17 protein-coding genes and 1 pseudogene are annotated in these 15,306 nt (G+C 58.4%); 7 read left to right on the top strand and 11 right to left on the bottom strand.

Going from position 1 to position 15,306, the window contains the following annotated elements; translation table 11 throughout:
* Positions 1–58: 58 nt before the first annotated feature.
* The 3 genes and pseudogenes from phbB to V7730_RS02610 all read left to right on the top strand — a co-directional run.
* Complete coding sequence (gene phbB / locus V7730_RS02620) at positions 59–781, top strand: acetoacetyl-CoA reductase (RefSeq protein WP_335746032.1); 723 nt, start codon at positions 59–61, stop codon at positions 779–781.
* 343 nt (positions 782–1,124) lie between these two features.
* On the top strand, positions 1,125–2,063 hold the full coding sequence (locus V7730_RS02615; RefSeq protein ID WP_335746031.1) for a transcriptional regulator GcvA: 939 nt from the start codon (positions 1,125–1,127) through the stop codon (positions 2,061–2,063).
* A gap of 53 nt (positions 2,064–2,116) precedes the next feature.
* Positions 2,117–2,530: pseudogene (locus V7730_RS02610) on the top strand (EamA family transporter); the annotation flags it as partial.
* Here V7730_RS02610 and V7730_RS02605 read toward each other — a convergent pair.
* The 3 genes from V7730_RS02605 to V7730_RS02595 all read right to left on the bottom strand — a co-directional run bounded on the left by V7730_RS02605 (position 2,527) and on the right by V7730_RS02595 (position 3,753).
* The gene (locus V7730_RS02605) at positions 2,527–2,691 is read right to left on the bottom strand and encodes a YdcH family protein (protein ID WP_335746030.1); all 165 of its coding nucleotides are present in this window, start codon (positions 2,689–2,691) and stop codon (positions 2,527–2,529) included. The pseudogene V7730_RS02610 and the gene V7730_RS02605 overlap by 4 nt on opposite strands.
* Positions 2,692–2,800: 109 nt before the next feature.
* Entirely contained in the window at positions 2,801–3,541 is a 741-nt protein-coding gene (locus V7730_RS02600; protein WP_335746029.1) for a tRNA1(Val) (adenine(37)-N6)-methyltransferase, read from the bottom strand.
* A complete protein-coding gene (locus tag V7730_RS02595; protein ID WP_335746028.1) occupies positions 3,538–3,753 on the bottom strand; it encodes a putative signal transducing protein in 216 nt (71 codons plus the stop codon). Before V7730_RS02595 ends, V7730_RS02600 begins: the two co-directional genes overlap by 4 nt.
* Before the next feature lie 56 nt (positions 3,754–3,809).
* Between V7730_RS02595 and V7730_RS02590 the strand changes: the two genes are divergently transcribed.
* Positions 3,810–4,808, top strand: coding sequence for a polyprenyl synthetase family protein (locus V7730_RS02590; protein ID WP_335746027.1), 999 nt, complete (start codon positions 3,810–3,812; stop codon positions 4,806–4,808).
* Here the strand turns inward: V7730_RS02590 and V7730_RS02585 are convergent.
* From V7730_RS02585 to soxR, 4 genes are all read right to left on the bottom strand, one after another.
* Entirely contained in the window at positions 4,801–5,595 is a 795-nt protein-coding gene (locus V7730_RS02585) for a 4-(cytidine 5'-diphospho)-2-C-methyl-D-erythritol kinase (protein ID WP_335746026.1), read from the bottom strand. The genes V7730_RS02590 and V7730_RS02585 overlap by 8 nt on opposite strands.
* Positions 5,585–7,309 carry a tetratricopeptide repeat protein gene (locus V7730_RS02580; protein ID WP_335746025.1) on the bottom strand — a complete coding sequence of 575 codons (1,725 nt, stop codon included), beginning with the start codon at positions 7,307–7,309 and terminating at the stop codon, positions 5,585–5,587. Before V7730_RS02580 ends, V7730_RS02585 begins: the two co-directional genes overlap by 11 nt.
* A gap of 97 nt (positions 7,310–7,406) precedes the next feature.
* Positions 7,407–9,059, bottom strand: coding sequence for an electron transfer flavoprotein-ubiquinone oxidoreductase (locus V7730_RS02575; RefSeq protein ID WP_335746024.1), 1,653 nt, complete (start codon positions 9,057–9,059; stop codon positions 7,407–7,409).
* A gap of 143 nt (positions 9,060–9,202) precedes the next feature.
* Positions 9,203–9,652 carry a redox-sensitive transcriptional activator SoxR gene (soxR, locus tag V7730_RS02570; RefSeq protein ID WP_335746023.1) on the bottom strand — a complete coding sequence of 150 codons (450 nt, stop codon included), beginning with the start codon at positions 9,650–9,652 and terminating at the stop codon, positions 9,203–9,205.
* Positions 9,653–9,737: 85 nt separating this feature from the next.
* Between soxR and V7730_RS02565 the strand changes: the two genes are divergently transcribed.
* The 3 genes from V7730_RS02565 (at position 9,738) to V7730_RS02555 (ending at position 11,820) form a co-directional block, all read left to right on the top strand.
* Entirely contained in the window at positions 9,738–10,118 is a 381-nt protein-coding gene (locus V7730_RS02565; protein ID WP_335746022.1) for a VOC family protein, read from the top strand.
* Positions 10,119–10,261: 143 nt separating this feature from the next.
* Positions 10,262–10,732: a transcription elongation factor GreA gene (greA, locus tag V7730_RS02560; protein ID WP_335746021.1), complete on the top strand. Its 471-nt coding sequence runs from the start codon at positions 10,262–10,264 to the stop codon at positions 10,730–10,732.
* Positions 10,733–10,746: 14 nt separating this feature from the next.
* Positions 10,747–11,820 carry a hypothetical protein gene (locus tag V7730_RS02555; protein WP_335746020.1) on the top strand — a complete coding sequence of 358 codons (1,074 nt, stop codon included), beginning with the start codon at positions 10,747–10,749 and terminating at the stop codon, positions 11,818–11,820.
* Here the strand turns inward: V7730_RS02555 and V7730_RS02550 are convergent.
* From V7730_RS02550 to mobA, 4 genes are read right to left on the bottom strand one after another with little or no spacing between them, the layout of a single operon-like run.
* Positions 11,817–12,026, bottom strand: coding sequence for a hypothetical protein (locus V7730_RS02550; protein ID WP_335746019.1), 210 nt, complete (start codon positions 12,024–12,026; stop codon positions 11,817–11,819). The genes V7730_RS02555 and V7730_RS02550 overlap by 4 nt on opposite strands.
* Positions 12,027–12,047: 21 nt before the next feature.
* The gene (locus V7730_RS02545) at positions 12,048–14,159 is read right to left on the bottom strand and encodes a molybdopterin-binding protein (protein ID WP_335746018.1); all 2,112 of its coding nucleotides are present in this window, start codon (positions 14,157–14,159) and stop codon (positions 12,048–12,050) included.
* Positions 14,156–14,647: a molybdopterin-guanine dinucleotide biosynthesis protein B gene (gene mobB / locus V7730_RS02540; protein WP_335746017.1), complete on the bottom strand. Its 492-nt coding sequence runs from the start codon at positions 14,645–14,647 to the stop codon at positions 14,156–14,158. Before mobB ends, V7730_RS02545 begins: the two co-directional genes overlap by 4 nt.
* On the bottom strand, positions 14,644–15,246 hold the full coding sequence (gene mobA, locus V7730_RS02535; RefSeq protein WP_335746190.1) for a molybdenum cofactor guanylyltransferase MobA: 603 nt from the start codon (positions 15,244–15,246) through the stop codon (positions 14,644–14,646). Before mobA ends, mobB begins: the two co-directional genes overlap by 4 nt.
* Between the last annotated feature and the right edge of the window lie 60 nt (positions 15,247–15,306).

Raw genomic sequence — 15,306 nt, 5'->3', positions numbered from 1 at the left:
GCGCCACCGTTAAACGAAGCAACAACATTACAGTACTGATTTCATCGGGAGAATCATCATGTCGCGTGTCGCACTAGTTACAGGAGGCAGCCGCGGGATCGGCGCAGCCATTTCCAAAGAACTGAAAGAAAAAGGCTATTCAGTTGCCGCCACCTATGCTGGCAATGATGAAGCAGCAGCTGCGTTCACCGCCGAAACCGGGATCAAAACCTACAAATGGAACGTCGCTGACTATGACAGTTCGAAAGAGGGCATCGCAAAGGTCGAAGGAGATCTAGGCCCAATCGAGATCGTTGTGGCCAACGCCGGCATTACCCGCGACGCGCCCTTCCATAAAATGACGCCCGAACAATGGCATGAGGTGATCGACACGAACCTTACCGGCGTGTTCAACACCATCCACCCGATCTGGCCCGGCATGCGCGAGCGCAAATTCGGCCGCATCGTCGTCATCTCCTCTATCAATGGTCAGAAGGGCCAGTTCGCTCAGGTGAACTATGCCGCGACCAAAGCAGGCGATCTGGGCATCGTGAAATCACTGGCTCAGGAAGGCGCACGCGCCAACATTACTGCCAATGCGATTTGCCCCGGCTACATCGCGACCGAGATGGTCATGGCAGTGCCGGAAAAAGTACGCGAGAGCATCATCGCACAAATCCCAACAGGTCGCTTGGGCGAGCCAGAGGAAATCGCGCGCACGGTGTCTTTCCTTGTGTCGGATGACGCAGGCTTTATCAACGGATCAACGATCTCCGCGAACGGCGGACAGTTCTTCGTCTGATTTGTGCCCGTAGTCAGGGCAGAAAATGCGGGGCCGGTGGATTGATCCACCGGCCGCGTTTTATTCCGTAAGGCGGTGTGCACGCCGCCAGCGGAAAATCCTTAGCGGCGCAGCGGGCTGCGCAACCATGCAAAGAAGTCTGCCATCATGCGACCGCGTGCGGCATGGGCGTTGTACATTGCATTGCGAGCGGCAGGGTTTGTGGTGGCTTCAAACATCTCTCGTCTCCTATCTGTGATCCTTTTCGGACCAATGTGTCTTTCTTGTCCTCAATATGAGGGCCGCGAACACTACTGACAAACGAGACTTTCCAACGCTTCAGTTAAGCTGTACTTAACTAAACATGTCTAGCCGCCTACCACCCCTCACTGCTTTGCGCGCCTTTGATGCCGCTGCACGCCATATGTCCTTCGCAAAAGCGGCAGCGGAGCTGAGTGTCACGCCGGCAGCCCTGTCGTTTCAGATAAAATCTCTTGAGGAGCATTTGGGCGCGCTGCTTTTCCGCAGGCTCAACCGTGCAGTTGAGCTGACCGAGGCCGGAACGGCCCTATCGCAAGGCGCTGCCGAAGGGTTTCAAACACTCGCCACCGCATGGCGCGCAGCACAGCGCACGCAGGACACTCAAACACTCACCGTCACCGCTGGCCCCGCATTCACCGCAAAATGGCTCGCGCCACGTTTGTATGAATTTGCCCAAGCCCACCCCGAGGTTGAGCTGCGTTTCGCCGCGTCATTGCATCGGATGGACCTGATGCGCGACAACGTAGACGTCGCTATCCGCTTTGGAACCAGCTCTCCACCAGAACTGTACGCGCTACCATTGGCAGAAGAGTGGATCATGCCAGTGATGACCCCCGCGCTTGCGGCGCAGTACCCCACCGTAGAAAGCTTGCACAACGCGCCAATCATCTTTGACGATTCGATCAACTTCCTGAACCCTATGGTAGGATGGTCCGCGTGGTTCGAGGCAATGGGCGCGCCCGCCTCACCCACACTGGGGCCGCGGTTCTCGCAGGCTGACCATGCCATTGATGCTGCCCTTGCAGGCGTCGGTATAGTCTTGGGCAGGCGTGCGCTGGTTGTAAAAGATCTTGACGAAGGGCGGCTTGTCGCGCCCTTTCCCACTGCGCTTTCCACTGGTGCACGGTTCAGTTTTTTGTGCCTGAAAGGGATGGAGAACCGCCCTCAGATCGCAGTCTTCCGAGACTGGATGTTGGACGAGATCGAGAAAACTGCTCATATCACGCGCAACCTGGCCATATTGGGAGCCCCCACCGAATGAGCCGCACCCAAGCCACGGCCACCGGCTTTGTCGCTGTCCTCCTGTGGGCGCTGCTTGCGCTGTTCACTGCGTTTACCTGGGCGGGATATTCTGTGCTGTCTCGGCTGGTCGGCACGGCCCCCACGGCCAGTGTAGCTGTGTTCTGCCTTGCGACCTCAGCCTTATCCCTCCCCCTGCATTTGATGTTCGAAGAAACACTCTTGCCCACGACAACTTTGGGATGGGCCAGCATCATCGGGCTGGGCCTTGGCCCCGTTGGGCTGGCTTTTTATGTTTGGGATATTGGCTGCAAACAAGGTGACATCCAGCTACTGGGGACCAGCTCTTACGCGGCCCCTCTGCTGTCAACTCTGACACTCATAGTCGCGGGTATTGCTGCCCCCACTATCACGCTGCTCTGGGCATCGATCTGCATTGCTGGCGGCGCGCTGATTGCAGCGCGCGCCAGCTTTTTAAGAAATGGTTAGTTGGACAGGCGGCTGATTTCTTCTTTCAGGCGCATCTTTTGCTTCTTCATGTCGGCCACTTTCAGACCGTCAATTCCGGGTGCACGCTGCGCGGCTTCGATTGCCTCACTCATGTCACGGTGCTTTTTCTTCAACGTCTCGAGATGTGCGTAAATAGTCATACTTCCTCCAGTTGTTAAAAGTGCAAATTCAGTGAAGCATGAACTCATTTCTAAGTCACGCCGCCCTGCAGCATAACACGCCCTGTGGTAAACAATTCCTTAACGCAGCCTAAAAAGTGAGCGCGGCCCCTGTACGCAAAGCGTTTCGCACTGCAGGCGTGTACTGGTCACCGTCACGATGGTGGTCGCCGCGGTGCAGAATGAGCGGTGCATGCAGGCGGAAATCGGCGCGACCTGACTTGCGTGCACGCAAAATCACCCGCTCGGCTGCGCGCCACTCTCGAGCGGCAATCGGCAACACCTCGATACTGCCCATATCAGTTGGCAGCGCTGCCAGCAGACCAGGAAGCCGCTCGGCCCGGTGAATGACGTGCATCTGCCCCTTCGGCACCAGACGTTTTGCCGCAGTGGCAATCCAGACCTGTAGCGGTGTCTGCTCACCCAACGCGGCTTCGCGCGCAGGATCATTTGCAGCCACTGAAGCACCGCGGCGCCAGTAAGGTGGATTGGCAAGCACGTGGTCAAATTGTCGCTGTCGCAACGCCAAAGGTAGCGTAGCAATATCCGCGGTGATCACTTCTAATTCGGCCCCGCCGTTGCGCGCCGCAAGTGTCGCATAGGTCGGTTCACGCTCGACGCCCGTCAGGGTGAGCCCCCGGACACGCGCCCCCAGACACAGCACGGCAGCCCCCACACCACAGCCCAGCTCCAACACGCTTTGCCCTGAAACCGCAGGTATACTTGCTGCAAGAAGCACAGGATCAACGCCCGCACGGTACCCGTTCTTTGGTTGCCACAAGTGGACCAACCCGCCCAGAAAGGCATCGCACGTCAGATCATTATCGCTCACAGGCCCAACGGGATCTCGTTGTCACGCATCACCCGTAGCGCCATGTCGTGATCATCACTGCGCACCATCAGCCGGCGCGGGAAAATTCCGATGCCACCTTCAAGGATGCTCATATTTACGTCCATCTGAAAGCAGTCTATATCCTCGCCTTGCAACAGAGCTGAGGCAAAGGCGATGATCGTAGGGTCAGTGCTGCGCAGTAGTTCTTTCATAGCAATGGTGTAATCTGGGGACCCCCCCTTGTCGAGCGCTAGGATGCGGGAAATATATGAGCACCGGGACAGTCCAGAAACCACACGAACGTCTTGCCGCAGCTTTGGCAGGAGATATGGCAGCAGTGAGCGCGCTTATTCGCGAACGCATGGCTTCCGAACACGCGCCGCGCATCCCCGAAGTGACAGCCCATTTGGTCGAGGCAGGCGGCAAACGTCTGCGACCGATGCTGACGCTGGCTGCCGCGCGCCTATGCGGCTATGACGGCCCTTACCACATTCATTTGGCCACCACGGTTGAATTCATCCACACCGCCACGCTGCTGCACGACGACGTCGTGGATGAGAGCGCGCAGCGACGGGGGCGTCCTACGGCAAATCTGCTGTGGGACAACCAGTCCTCGGTGTTGGTGGGTGACTATCTATTTGCTCGTAGCTTCCAGTTGATGACCGAACCCGGCTCTATGCGGGTGATGAAGATCCTTTCGAACGCCGCAGCCACAATCGCCGAAGGCGAAGTACTGCAACTGACCGCTGCGCAAAACCTGTCCACTGACGAGAGCGTTTATCTGCAAGTTGTTCGCGGCAAGACCGCCGCACTTTTTTCCGCCGCGACAGAGGTTGGCAGCGTGATTGCAGACGCACCTGAAGAGCATGTTAAAGCGCTCTTTGACTATGGTGACGCGCTGGGGATTGCGTTCCAGATCGTGGATGACCTGCTGGACTATCAGGGTGACAGCTCTGCCACCGGCAAGAACATCGGGGATGATTTCCGCGAACGAAAACTGACGCTGCCCGTTATCAAAGCTGTCGCGCTGGCCGATGATGAAGAGCGCGCCTTTTGGGTCCGCACGATCGAGCGCGGCAAACAGGAAGACGGTGATCTTGAGCACGCACTGACCCTGCTGAACAAGCACGGTACCTTGGCCGCAACGCAGGCCGATGCGCTGGAATGGGCCGCAATGGCTAAAGCTGCCCTTGGCCCTCTGCCCGCGCATGAGATCAAGGACATGCTGACAGATATCGCAGATTACGTGGTCGCACGCCTTACTTAAGCACTTTGCCAGAAGCGACCCACCATTCGGGGTTGGCCTTTGCGATGCGCGCGGCATCCTCCGCCGCTCCCGTACTGAAAAGCCCGAAGCACGTCGCACCGGAGCCGGACATGCGCGAAATAAGTGCGCCGTCCAAAGCCCTTAGAACATCATCAACTTGCGGCGCTATCGCACGTGCGGGCGCTTCGAGATCGTTGCGTTGAGCATGCAGCCAGTCGCAAAACTCTTCAGCATTAGAAAAATCAGGCAAGTCGTCGAGCATCGGGGCATTTTGTTTGGAGCGCAGCCCACTAAAAACCGGACCTGTCGGCACTGCGACGTTGGGGTTCACCAGTACGATTTCCAGATCAGGCAAAGCGGGCAGCGGCTCGAGCACATCACCGATCCCCCGCATCCGTTGGGGCCTCATGTTGAGGCATACAGGCACATCGGCCCCAAGCGTTGCGGCGGCCTCCGCACCGCCAAACATGCGCAGAACAGCAGCGGCGTCAGAGGATCCGCCCCCGATACCCGCGCCATGCGGCAAGTTTTTCTCAAGGCGGACATGTCCCGTCCAACCGGCCAATTCAGCCGCCTGCCAGACCAGATTGCGCACATCCGTGGGAACGCCTGTGGCAAACGGCCCTGAGACCGTTATCCGCATCTGCGGCCCTTCCTCAAACCACAGACGGTCAGCGATATCGGAGAATATCACCAGACTGTCCAAGAGGTGGTAACCGTCCGCGCGTTGTCCTGTGACGTGGAGTGACAGGTTGATCTTGGCCGGCGCAATGGCCTCAGTTGTCATTCGCAACCTTCAGGGGGTCGGCGCCTTCTTCTTGCAACACCATGTCTAGCCCGACCTCAAGCTTCCGGCGGATACGGTCCGGTTCGGCTTCCGTATCGCTTGAGGCAAATTCGATGAAAGAAAGCGCGCGTTTCCATTGGAACTGCGCTTCGCGTTTGCGGTCAACGGCCCAATAGACATCGCCCAAGTGGTCGTTCACCACCGGATCAACGGCCTCCAGCTCAACCGCTCGCTCCATCTGCACCACAGCTTCATCATAGCGGCCAAGGCGGTAGTAGACCCATCCAAGGCTATCCACGATATAGCCGCTGTTGGGGCTGGCAGCGACAGCGCGCTCGATCATGTCGAGCGCTTCCTCCAGCTTGCGCTGCTCTTCCACCAGCGAATAGCCCAAATAATTCAGCACCTGCGGCTGATCAGGGTTGATAGCTAGGGCAGCGCGGAAATCATCTTCGGCCGCTTCACCATTGCCATCCTGCGAATGGGCGATCCCACGTGAAAAGTGCAAGAACCACGCGCGGGTGTCATCATCGCCCGTCAGATCAAGCGCTTTGGTATAGGCGACAATTGCGGCCTGATCCTCATCTTGAGCACGCAGGATGTCGCCCAATGTGGAATGCACAACGGCTAGATCGCCATGGCTGCGCGTCAGCTGTTCCAGCACCTCGATCGCTTGGTCAGCCTTACCCAGACGGCGCAGGGCCGCTGCACGGCCCAGTTCGGCCACGTGGAAAGCTGGGTCTTTATCGTCTACGCTGCGATACTCGGCGATTGCCAGCGGGTATTGCTCGAGGCCTTCCAGCAGATCAGCAGTCAGTAGGACTGCATCCACATGGTCCGGGCGCAGATACCGTGCAATCCGGGCATAGAGCAGCGTGTAGTAGTCACTTGCCTGTTCGGCGCGTAGCAGAGCTGCGAAGGTATAGAACACTTCAGCCAGTCCGGCCCGCGCAGTGGGCGCTTGGCCAAACGGAAGCGTCTCACCAGCAGTCAGCTTATCGACAATTGAATCAAGCTCGGGATCGGTGGCGCCGTTGAACGCCTTCGCAATGGCGTCTACTGCATCCTCGTTGCGCCCCAGTTGGGACAGGATTTCGGCGCGCGCCATCACACCGCGCCGCGTCCGCGCAGCCGCGCCGGGCGCGTCTTGCTCAAACAGTGCTTCTGCGGCCTCGTAATTGCCGACGGTCGCAAGGGCCAGAGCCTTATGGTACATGACCACGCCTCGCATGCCTGCATCGGTCGAAATGGCATCAAACTGAGCCATTGCAGCGTCCACATCATCCGATCCGATCAATGCCCACGCCTTAACCAGCCCATCCACCCACGGGCTGATGCCATCGCTCTGGACTTCTTGCGCAGCAAGCTCGGCATAGTTGCCGTCATCCACCAACCCTGCGGTAATCACCATCCGCGCCGCCTGCGAGCGTTGCCCCGTGGTCGCGATCGCCCTGGCCAAGGGCAAGGCACGTTCGATATTGCCCAGCGCCAGATAAGCCAGCGTGGCATTGTCCATCAGTTCGACGTTTTCAGGATCACGCGCCAACGCCGCAGAATAGTATTGCGCCGCAACCGCATAATCATTGCTGACAGCAGCGCTACGGCCCGCCAGATATGACCCGGCCAGAGTCTCGGCCGCAACTGGCGCTGCCCCCCAAAGGACGAGCGTGACCCCAAGGGCCGCGACGCTTACAGATTTCAGGAAATTTCGCATATGCTGTGCCTCATTCTTTGAGAAGCAAGCTAGCATGTTTGCGCGTCCGCGCAATGGCGGCCCCCCGCCTGAATAGGCAGGAAGCCGCGTTAATTGATCACATGTTCGGGTAGTTTGGCCCGTCACCGCCCTGAGGCGTTGTCCAGACGATGTTCTGGCTCGGGTCTTTGATGTCACATGCCTTGCAGTGCACGCAGTTCTGGAAGTTGATGACGAAACGGGGATCTTTGCCCGCCTCTTCTACAAATTCGTAAACACCTGCGGGGCAATAGCGCGCCGATGGGCCTGCGTATTTGGGCAGGTTCACATCTACCGGCACAGACGGGTCTTTCAACGTCAGGTGCGCAGGCTGGCTTTCTTCATGGTTGGTGAAGGAGAACGCCACGTTGGTCAAACGGTCAAAGCTAAGCGTGCCATCCGGCTTGGGATACTCGATTTTCTCATGCTTGGAGGCCAGCTCAGTCACTTCTGCGTCCGATTTGCCGTGCTTGAGTGTCCCCATCAGAGAACCACCAAACAGCGTGTTGCACCACATGTCAAAGCCGCCCACAGCCAGCGATGCCACAAGGCCGAACTTCGACCACAGCGGCTTGACGTTGCGCACCTTGTAAAGATCTTTGCCGATAGCGCCATTGCGCACTTCGCTCTCATATTCAGGCAGTTCATCGCCAGAGCGGCCTGCCTTGATCGCCTCAAAGGCGGCCTCGGCTGCTGCTTTGCCCGACAGCATCGCGTTGTGGTTGCCCTTGATGCGCGGCAGGTTAACCATGCCCACAGAACAACCCAGCAGTGCCACACCAGGTGCTACCATCTTAGGCATGGACTGATAGCCACCCTCGGTAATCGCACGTGCGCCGTAAGCTACGCGTTTGCCGCCCTTTAGCATCTCGGCCACCATCGGGTGATGCTTGAACTGCTGGAATTCCATGTATGGGAAAACATACGGGTTCTTGTAGCCAAGGTGGACCACGAAACCAACGTAAACCTGATTGTTCTCAAGGTGGTAGATGAACGACCCACCGCCCGCTTTTTTACCCAACGGCCAACCCATTGTGTGGGTAACGGAGCCTTCTCTGTGCTTGGCGGGGTCAATCTCCCAGATTTCTTTCATGCCAAGGCCGTATTTCTGCGTCTCTTTGCCTTTGGCCAGATCGAATTTCTCGATCACCTGCTTGCTGAGGCTGCCGCGCACACCTTCGGAGAGGAATACGTATTTGCCGTGCAGCTCCATGCCGGGTTCATAGCTGGGGCCGGGTTTACCATCGGCTCCCAGACCCATCTCACCCGCGACCACGCCTTTGACTTCGCCGTTCTCGCCGTACACCAGCTCGGAACAGGACATACCGGGGAAGATTTCGACGCCCATTTCCTCGGCCTGCTCCGCCATCCATCGGCAGACGTTGCCCATGGACACAATGTAATTGCCGTGGTTGCTCATCAGTGGCGGCATGGGGAAGTTGGGGATGCGTACTTCGCCGGATGCGCCAAGCGCGTAAAAGTTGTCTTCGACCACAGGCACGTTCAGCGGCGCGCCTTTTTCTTTCCAGTCGGGGATCAGCGCATCCAGACCACATGGGTCAAGCACCGCGCCGGACAGGATATGCGCGCCTACTTCGGAACCTTTTTCCAGCACGACAACATTACAATCGGCGTCCAGCTGTTTAAGACGGATAGCTGCCGACAGGCCCGCAGGCCCGGCGCCTACGATCACAACATCATATTCCATCGCTTCGCGTTCAATCTCGGCCATAGCAGGCGCTCCCTTTGCGTCAAAAACGGTTTGAATTTGGGTATCGAAGCGCGGTTCTCTTTGCAATCACGACGGCGCGTTAAATAGCCCCTGTTTAGCATTTTTACAGAAACGGGGCGGCGTGAGCGCTAACGTATGGCATTTTAGGGCCGGTCCTCCATCAAATAACGCGGCCCCTGCCCACTTTTGGCTGCCCGATCCTGAGGATTATACAACGCACAGGCATCAAGACTTAGACAACCACAGCCGATGCAACCGTCCAGATTGTCGCGCAACCGGGTCAATGTCGCAATGCGCGCATCCAACGTTTCGCGAAAAGCGCCGCTTAGACGGGTCCAATCGGATTTGGTCGGCGTCCGCCCCTTGGGCAGTGCCTCCAGCAGCGTCCTGATTTCCGGCAGGCTGTGCCCTAACGACTGTGCGATCATGACAAAGCTCAGTCTCCGAAGATCAGCTCGGGCAAAGCGGCGCTGCCCTCCTGCATTGCGCCAGGGTTTGATCAAACCCTGCGCCTCGTAATAACGAATCGCGGAAACCTCGAGGCCAGTGCACGCCGCCAAAGCGCCAATGGTGAGCCCTTCATTCACTACCATATTCTTCTCCGAAAAATGCTTGACCTGAAGTTAGGTTTAGCAATTACAGATCATAGGGTCACGTCATTACCTGAAAGGAATTCCCATGACCGCCCGACTGGAACACGCCAATTACACCGTCTCGGATTGCGCCGCTACCGCCGCCTGGATGAGCAGCCTGTTCGGATGGCACATCCGTTGGCAAGGAGATTCAATCCACGAAGGAAAAAGCGTCCATGTCGGCACCAAGGATCAATACCTCGCGTTGTATCAGCCCGCGACGAACGTCAGAGCCCAACCCGACACCTACACCTGCCTGGCTGGTCTTAATCACATCGCAGTGGTTGTGCACGATCTTGACGCGACAGAACGCGCCGTACGCGCCCACGGGTTTGAGCCGCACAGCCATCAGGACTATGAGCCCGGCCGCCGTTTTTACTTTAATGATTATGACGGCATCGAATACGAAGTCGTACAGTACAACTAACCCGCGCAACTTCGGCGAAACCACGCCAGCGTCAACGCCTTATCCGCTTGCATTTGCCGTGCAACTTGGGTCAGGTATTGCAGACGCAAACTCGCGCCTCGAAAATTTTCGGGGCGCGCCTTAGTATTACGGACAGACACGCCATGGAAAAAATTCCGATGACACGCGCAGGGCACACGGCCCTCGAGACCGAACTCAAGCACCTCAAAACCGTTGAGCGGCCCGCCATCATTAAGGCGATTGCGGAAGCGCGTGAGCATGGCGATTTGTCCGAAAATGCCGAATACCACTCCGCCAAGGAAAAACAGTCTTTCATCGAAGGCCGCGTAAAAGAGCTTGAAGGCGCGATTTCGCTTGCCGAAGTGATAGATCCCTCAAAGCTTTCCGGCGCGATTAAATTTGGTGCTAAGGTGACCTTGGTCGACGAAAACACCGACGAAGAGAAAACCTATCAGATTGTGGGCGAATACGAAGCCAACATTGAAAAAGGGCTGCTGAACATCAGATCCCCCATCGCGCGCGCGCTGATTGGCAAGGACGAGGGCGACAGCGTTGAAGTCCGCACACCGGGGGGCGATAAATCCTATGAGGTTCTCAAGATCGTTTACGCCTGAGCGGAGCGCAAAGTATGTCTGACGCGCCAGTTTCCGAACATCCACGCCCCCGTGCTCAGGCAGGTGCCACACGTACGACTGCGCAAAAGACTGCTGCCTCACGCCCCACACCTCTTGGCATTTATGACAAGGGCCGATCCGAAAGCATCACCGGGATTGAAGTCATCGCGATCGCGCTTTCTGCAATTTGGCTGCTGGGGTGTCTGATTTTCTTTGTCTTCCTGCCGCAACCACCGGCTGTTGAAGGTGAGGGAGGATTGCGCTTTTTGATGACTATGCTGGCGGTTTTCATGCCGGTAGCAATGATCTGGGTTGCCGCAACGGCGGCGCGGGCCAGCCGGGTCATGCGCGAAGAAAGCCAGCGTTTGCAGGCCGCCATCGACGCCATCCGCCATGCCTATATCTCTCAGCAACAAAGTGGCCGTATCAGCACAGAACCGTCAGTCAGTCGCAAACTGGACGAGATCGCCGCCGCCACGCGCAAGACCGAGACAGCGCTTGCCACTTTCTCCACCCGCCGTGAGGAATCACCGCGCGCCGTTCAGCCAGCGGTCGAGGCCCCCAGTCAGGATCAGGCCAGCCTTGCCCTTGGTACTCAAAGCGCGGATATGGAACCGCCAGTCGAAGGTGATGACCTGATCCGCGCGCTTAACTTCCCCGAGACTGCGGAAGATGAGGCAGGCTTTGCCGCGCTGCGCCGCGCCATGAAAGACCGCAATGCCGCGCAGCTTATTCAGGCAGCTCAGGACATTCTAACCCTGCTTAGTCAGGATGGCATCTATATGGACGATCTGCGTCCCGATCGTGCCCGCCCCGAGATTTGGCGGATGTTTGGTCAGGGTGCACGCGGGCGTCCAATCGCCGCTTTGGGCGGCATCAGGGACCGCTCCTCGCTGGCGCTTACGGTTGGTCGGATGAAACAAGATCCTATCTTTCGCGATGCGGCGCATCACTTCCTGCGCCGCTTTGACAAGCTGTTTGCGGATTTTGAAAAAGTCGCGACCGATGCCGAGATCGCTGCGATGGCCGACACGCGCACCGCGCGCGCGTTCATGCTTCTTGGCCGCGTTGCAGGAACCTTCGACTAAGAGCAGACCTGCGCGCGGCTTTGCGCATCGAACACCGCCTCAAGAAAAACGCCCTGCCCTGCTTCGAACGTGGCCACAGCTCCAGCCGATTCTCCACCTGTCACGCGGATTTGTCCCAGATCGGAAGCGCTCAACCGGTCATCAACATCGATAGTGCAAACTGCTCGTCCGCCCGCGCAGGCGTCGCGCCGACCAAAACCACCCATGCCATCACACCCCCAGTGCTCTTAAAGCCCAAAGCTGCCAAAGGGAATAAACCGCACTGTATCGCCTGCTTGAACATCCCTCACCTCTTCATCCAGCTCGACAAGCCCTTCTGCCCAGCTGAGCCCGCTAATCCGTCCCGATCCTTCGGAGGCAAACACCTCTGCCATGCCGCCGCGCATGCGCGCGCGCAGATATTCGCGGCGGCCCGCTTTCTTGCGCTTGGTGAAAGCGGCCGACACGTCAAAGCCTTGCGGAGTGGTCCAGTCGGCACCCGCCAACAACGCCAGTGCAGGGCGGGCGAATACCAGCGTACAAACCATCGCAGCCACAGGATTTCCCGGCAGGCCAAACACCGGGATCCCCTCCCAGACGCCCAAAGCAAGCGGACGACCGGGCTTCATCGCAATGCGCCACAGCGCCATCGCCCCTGCCTCGGTCAACAGAGCCGAGACATGGTCCTCATCCCCAGCTGACGCGCCACCACTGGTGATGATCGCATCCACCTGCCCCACAGCCCCGTCAAACATGGCCCGCAGGGCGGAACGGTCATCTGGGGCTTGTCCAAGATCAACAGGGATGTGGTGCAACCTTTCCAGAAGCGCCAGCAGCATGGGGCGGTTGGCATCATAGATCTGCCCCGCGCGTGCAGGCGTACCAGCTTCAGCCAGTTCATCTCCGGTCGAGAGAACCCCGACACGCAAAGGTTTGCGTACTGGCACCTCGGACACGCCCGTGGCAGCCATCAGCGCCAGATCGGCAGGAGTAATCTGCCGCCCCGCCCGCAAGATCCGATCACCGGCCTGCACATCCTCCCCAGCTCGACGGGTGTTGGCGCCTTGTTTGAGCACGCCCTGAAAAGCGATATGGCCATCCTGAACCGACACGTCCTCCTGCAAGATCACAGTATCCACGCCATGGGGCAATGCGGCCCCTGTCAGCACGCGGATTACCATCCCCTTGGGCACTTCCGCAGGTGCATCCCCCGCAGCAGCGCGGCCTGTGACCAACGGCAGACGGTGTACACCCTCTCCGCGCCCACCGGCAAAACCGTAGCCATCCACAGCCGTATTCGGCAGCGGTGGATTGGCACGCAAAGCGACCAGATCACGCGCCGCAATCCTGCCAGCGGATTTGCTCAATGAAACGGTCTCGGCGGAGGTGACCGCCGCAAGTCTGCTCTGCAACATCTCCAACGCCTCGTTTACAGGGGTCCAGTGAACCCCTTGAGGCAAAGCAAAACAGTCATTGCGCAAGACAGGAACCTCCTGCACCAAAGCGCATAGTTCTTCTGACAAACCAGCTCCAAGTATCCATGCTTCCTCTGCCGCCACCTCTGGCACATCTGCCATATGCGCGACCAGCTGATGAACCGGTAGCCGCGCCAGCGCATCCGCAAGCAGACGGACCTGAACACGGTCGCGGATTGGATCGGCATCCTGTGCAGCCAAGGCCGCTTTGACTGCTTTTTCAATAACACCAGGCCAGATTTCGGCCAGCACAACGGGCGCGTCATCCCAAGCCTCAAGCGGCCAAACCCGCGCACCGGTCTTACGCCGTAGCCGATTGAGAAAAGGCAGGCCCATCATTACCTGCCCACCTACCGTGGGCGGAAATGCCAACTGGAAGCACGACGATGCCGCCTTGGCCGCCAGATCACAGGCCCGTTTTTCCGCCACGGTGTCAAAGACGATACCCTCTTTGCGGTAGGGGACACCGGGCCATTGATCACGGGCCAGTTTCCCCCAGAATGGTCCCGCCCCCCCGAACATCGCATTGAGCGTTTCCGCAACGTCAAACCGATTGTTACTTCCGTCCGGTGCATCGGAAATCCGCGCTTCGAACCAGTCCCACAACGCAAATGGATCATCCGATCCCGTGACGTGTTTTGCAAAACCCCGCGGATAGCCGAAAGGGAAATCAAAAGCACAGAGCAGGCGGCGACCTGCGGTTGCCTCCTGCTCAATAAATTTAAATATCGCCTGCTCTGCGTCTTGGCGAGAGCGGCAATAAACCGGTTCAAGGGAGATACCTTCGCGGGTGATACCAAGCCAGATCGCATCCTTGCGCGGCGTAGGACCTGCGCGTTTTCCGGCAGACCAATCTACCACAAGGACCGTATCAAAGGACCTCACAGCCCGGCCTCTTGCAGGATAAAATCAGCGATCGCCTTTGTGTCATCGAGATCGAATACCGGTAGATCGACTTGCAAGGCGGTGTCGCTTGCCACAGCCCGCACCGTCGGATCATTTGGCGCAATTAGCGGGTTTCCGGTTACCGCACGGTGCGCCTCAATCTTGGGATGGGTATCGCGTTTGTACCCTTCAACCAGCACAAGATCGACGGGGGCAAGCTGCGTCAGCAACACGTCCAGCGTAGGCTCTGCTGCGCCGCGCAATTCGTGCATCAATGCAATCCGGTTGCGCGAAGCCAGCAACACCTGCGAAGCACCTGCCTCTCGGTGCCGAAAGCTGTCCTTGCCGGGGTGATCCACGTCAAAGCTGTGATGGGCATGCTTCACCGTAGAGACGGTAAACCCACGCCCCGTGATCTCGGTCACCAAGCGCTCCATCAGGCCGGTCTTGCCGGCGTTCTTCCAACCCACGACACCGTAAAGTCTCATAACATGCTCTCCGCTCGGGCCAGATCATCGGGCGTGTTCACGTTAAAGAACGCGTTTTCATCCGCAAACAGTGCTTCGCGGCCGCCGTGTGATTGTGTCCACAAGACCACCTTGCGCAAGCCACCTTCCAGCGCGTGGCGCAGGTCATCGCGCAGCGCAACAGGCCAAAGGCCAAAGGTTGGATGGCGCGCATGGCCCCGTGCAGGATCAGGTGTGGCAGCAAGGACCAGCGGATGTGTCATGCCTTCCGACGCCAGCAACAATTGCGGCACCAGATCGCAGGGGAAAAACGGCGTATCGGCGGCAGCTGTCACAATGGTGTCAGCCCCCTGCGCAGCGGCCCAGTCGAGCCCAGCAAGAACACCCGCCAACGGCCCCGCAAATCCTGCAATACTATCTGCAACAACTGGCAGGCCGAGCTTTGCAAACCGCGCCGGATCGCCATTGGCATTGAGAGCAACACCTGCCACTTGCGGCGATAACCGCGCCTCAACCCGCGCCAGCAGGCTTTGCCCGCCCAAAAGCCGGAGACCCTTGTCGCCCCCGCCCATACGCGTGGCCTGTCCACCAGCAAGTATCACTCCCAAAGGCTGTTTCAACGGGATACCTCCAACCATTTATTTTTGTCTGCTTCAAAGGCGTAGATTTGTGCGACATCC

It is taken from the genome of Sulfitobacter sp., from assembly GCF_036961165.1.
Lineage (GTDB): Bacteria > Pseudomonadota > Alphaproteobacteria > Rhodobacterales > Rhodobacteraceae > Sulfitobacter.
The sequence above is the reverse complement of the archived record's forward strand: the minus strand, read 5'-3'. Positions and strand labels throughout refer to the sequence as shown.

Coding starts and splice junctions, on each gene's coding strand:
- phbB (WP_335746032.1), top strand. CDS start 59: ATGTCGCGTGTCGCACTAGTTACAGGAGGCAGCCGCGGGATCGGCGCA.
- V7730_RS02615 (WP_335746031.1), top strand. CDS start 1,125: ATGTCTAGCCGCCTACCACCCCTCACTGCTTTGCGCGCCTTTGATGCC.
- V7730_RS02605 (WP_335746030.1), bottom strand. CDS start 2,691: ATGACTATTTACGCACATCTCGAGACGTTGAAGAAAAAGCACCGTGAC.
- V7730_RS02595 (WP_335746028.1), bottom strand. CDS start 3,753: ATGAAAGAACTACTGCGCAGCACTGACCCTACGATCATCGCCTTTGCC.
- V7730_RS02590 (WP_335746027.1), top strand. CDS start 3,810: ATGAGCACCGGGACAGTCCAGAAACCACACGAACGTCTTGCCGCAGCT.
- V7730_RS02585 (WP_335746026.1), bottom strand. CDS start 5,595: ATGACAACTGAGGCCATTGCGCCGGCCAAGATCAACCTGTCACTCCAC.
- V7730_RS02580 (WP_335746025.1), bottom strand. CDS start 7,309: ATGCGAAATTTCCTGAAATCTGTAAGCGTCGCGGCCCTTGGGGTCACG.
- V7730_RS02575 (WP_335746024.1), bottom strand. CDS start 9,059: ATGGCCGAGATTGAACGCGAAGCGATGGAATATGATGTTGTGATCGTA.
- soxR (WP_335746023.1), bottom strand. CDS start 9,652: ATGGTAGTGAATGAAGGGCTCACCATTGGCGCTTTGGCGGCGTGCACT.
- V7730_RS02565 (WP_335746022.1), top strand. CDS start 9,738: ATGACCGCCCGACTGGAACACGCCAATTACACCGTCTCGGATTGCGCC.
- greA (WP_335746021.1), top strand. CDS start 10,262: ATGGAAAAAATTCCGATGACACGCGCAGGGCACACGGCCCTCGAGACC.
- V7730_RS02555 (WP_335746020.1), top strand. CDS start 10,747: ATGTCTGACGCGCCAGTTTCCGAACATCCACGCCCCCGTGCTCAGGCA.
- V7730_RS02550 (WP_335746019.1), bottom strand. CDS start 12,026: ATGGGTGGTTTTGGTCGGCGCGACGCCTGCGCGGGCGGACGAGCAGTT.
- mobB (WP_335746017.1), bottom strand. CDS start 14,647: ATGAGACTTTACGGTGTCGTGGGTTGGAAGAACGCCGGCAAGACCGGC.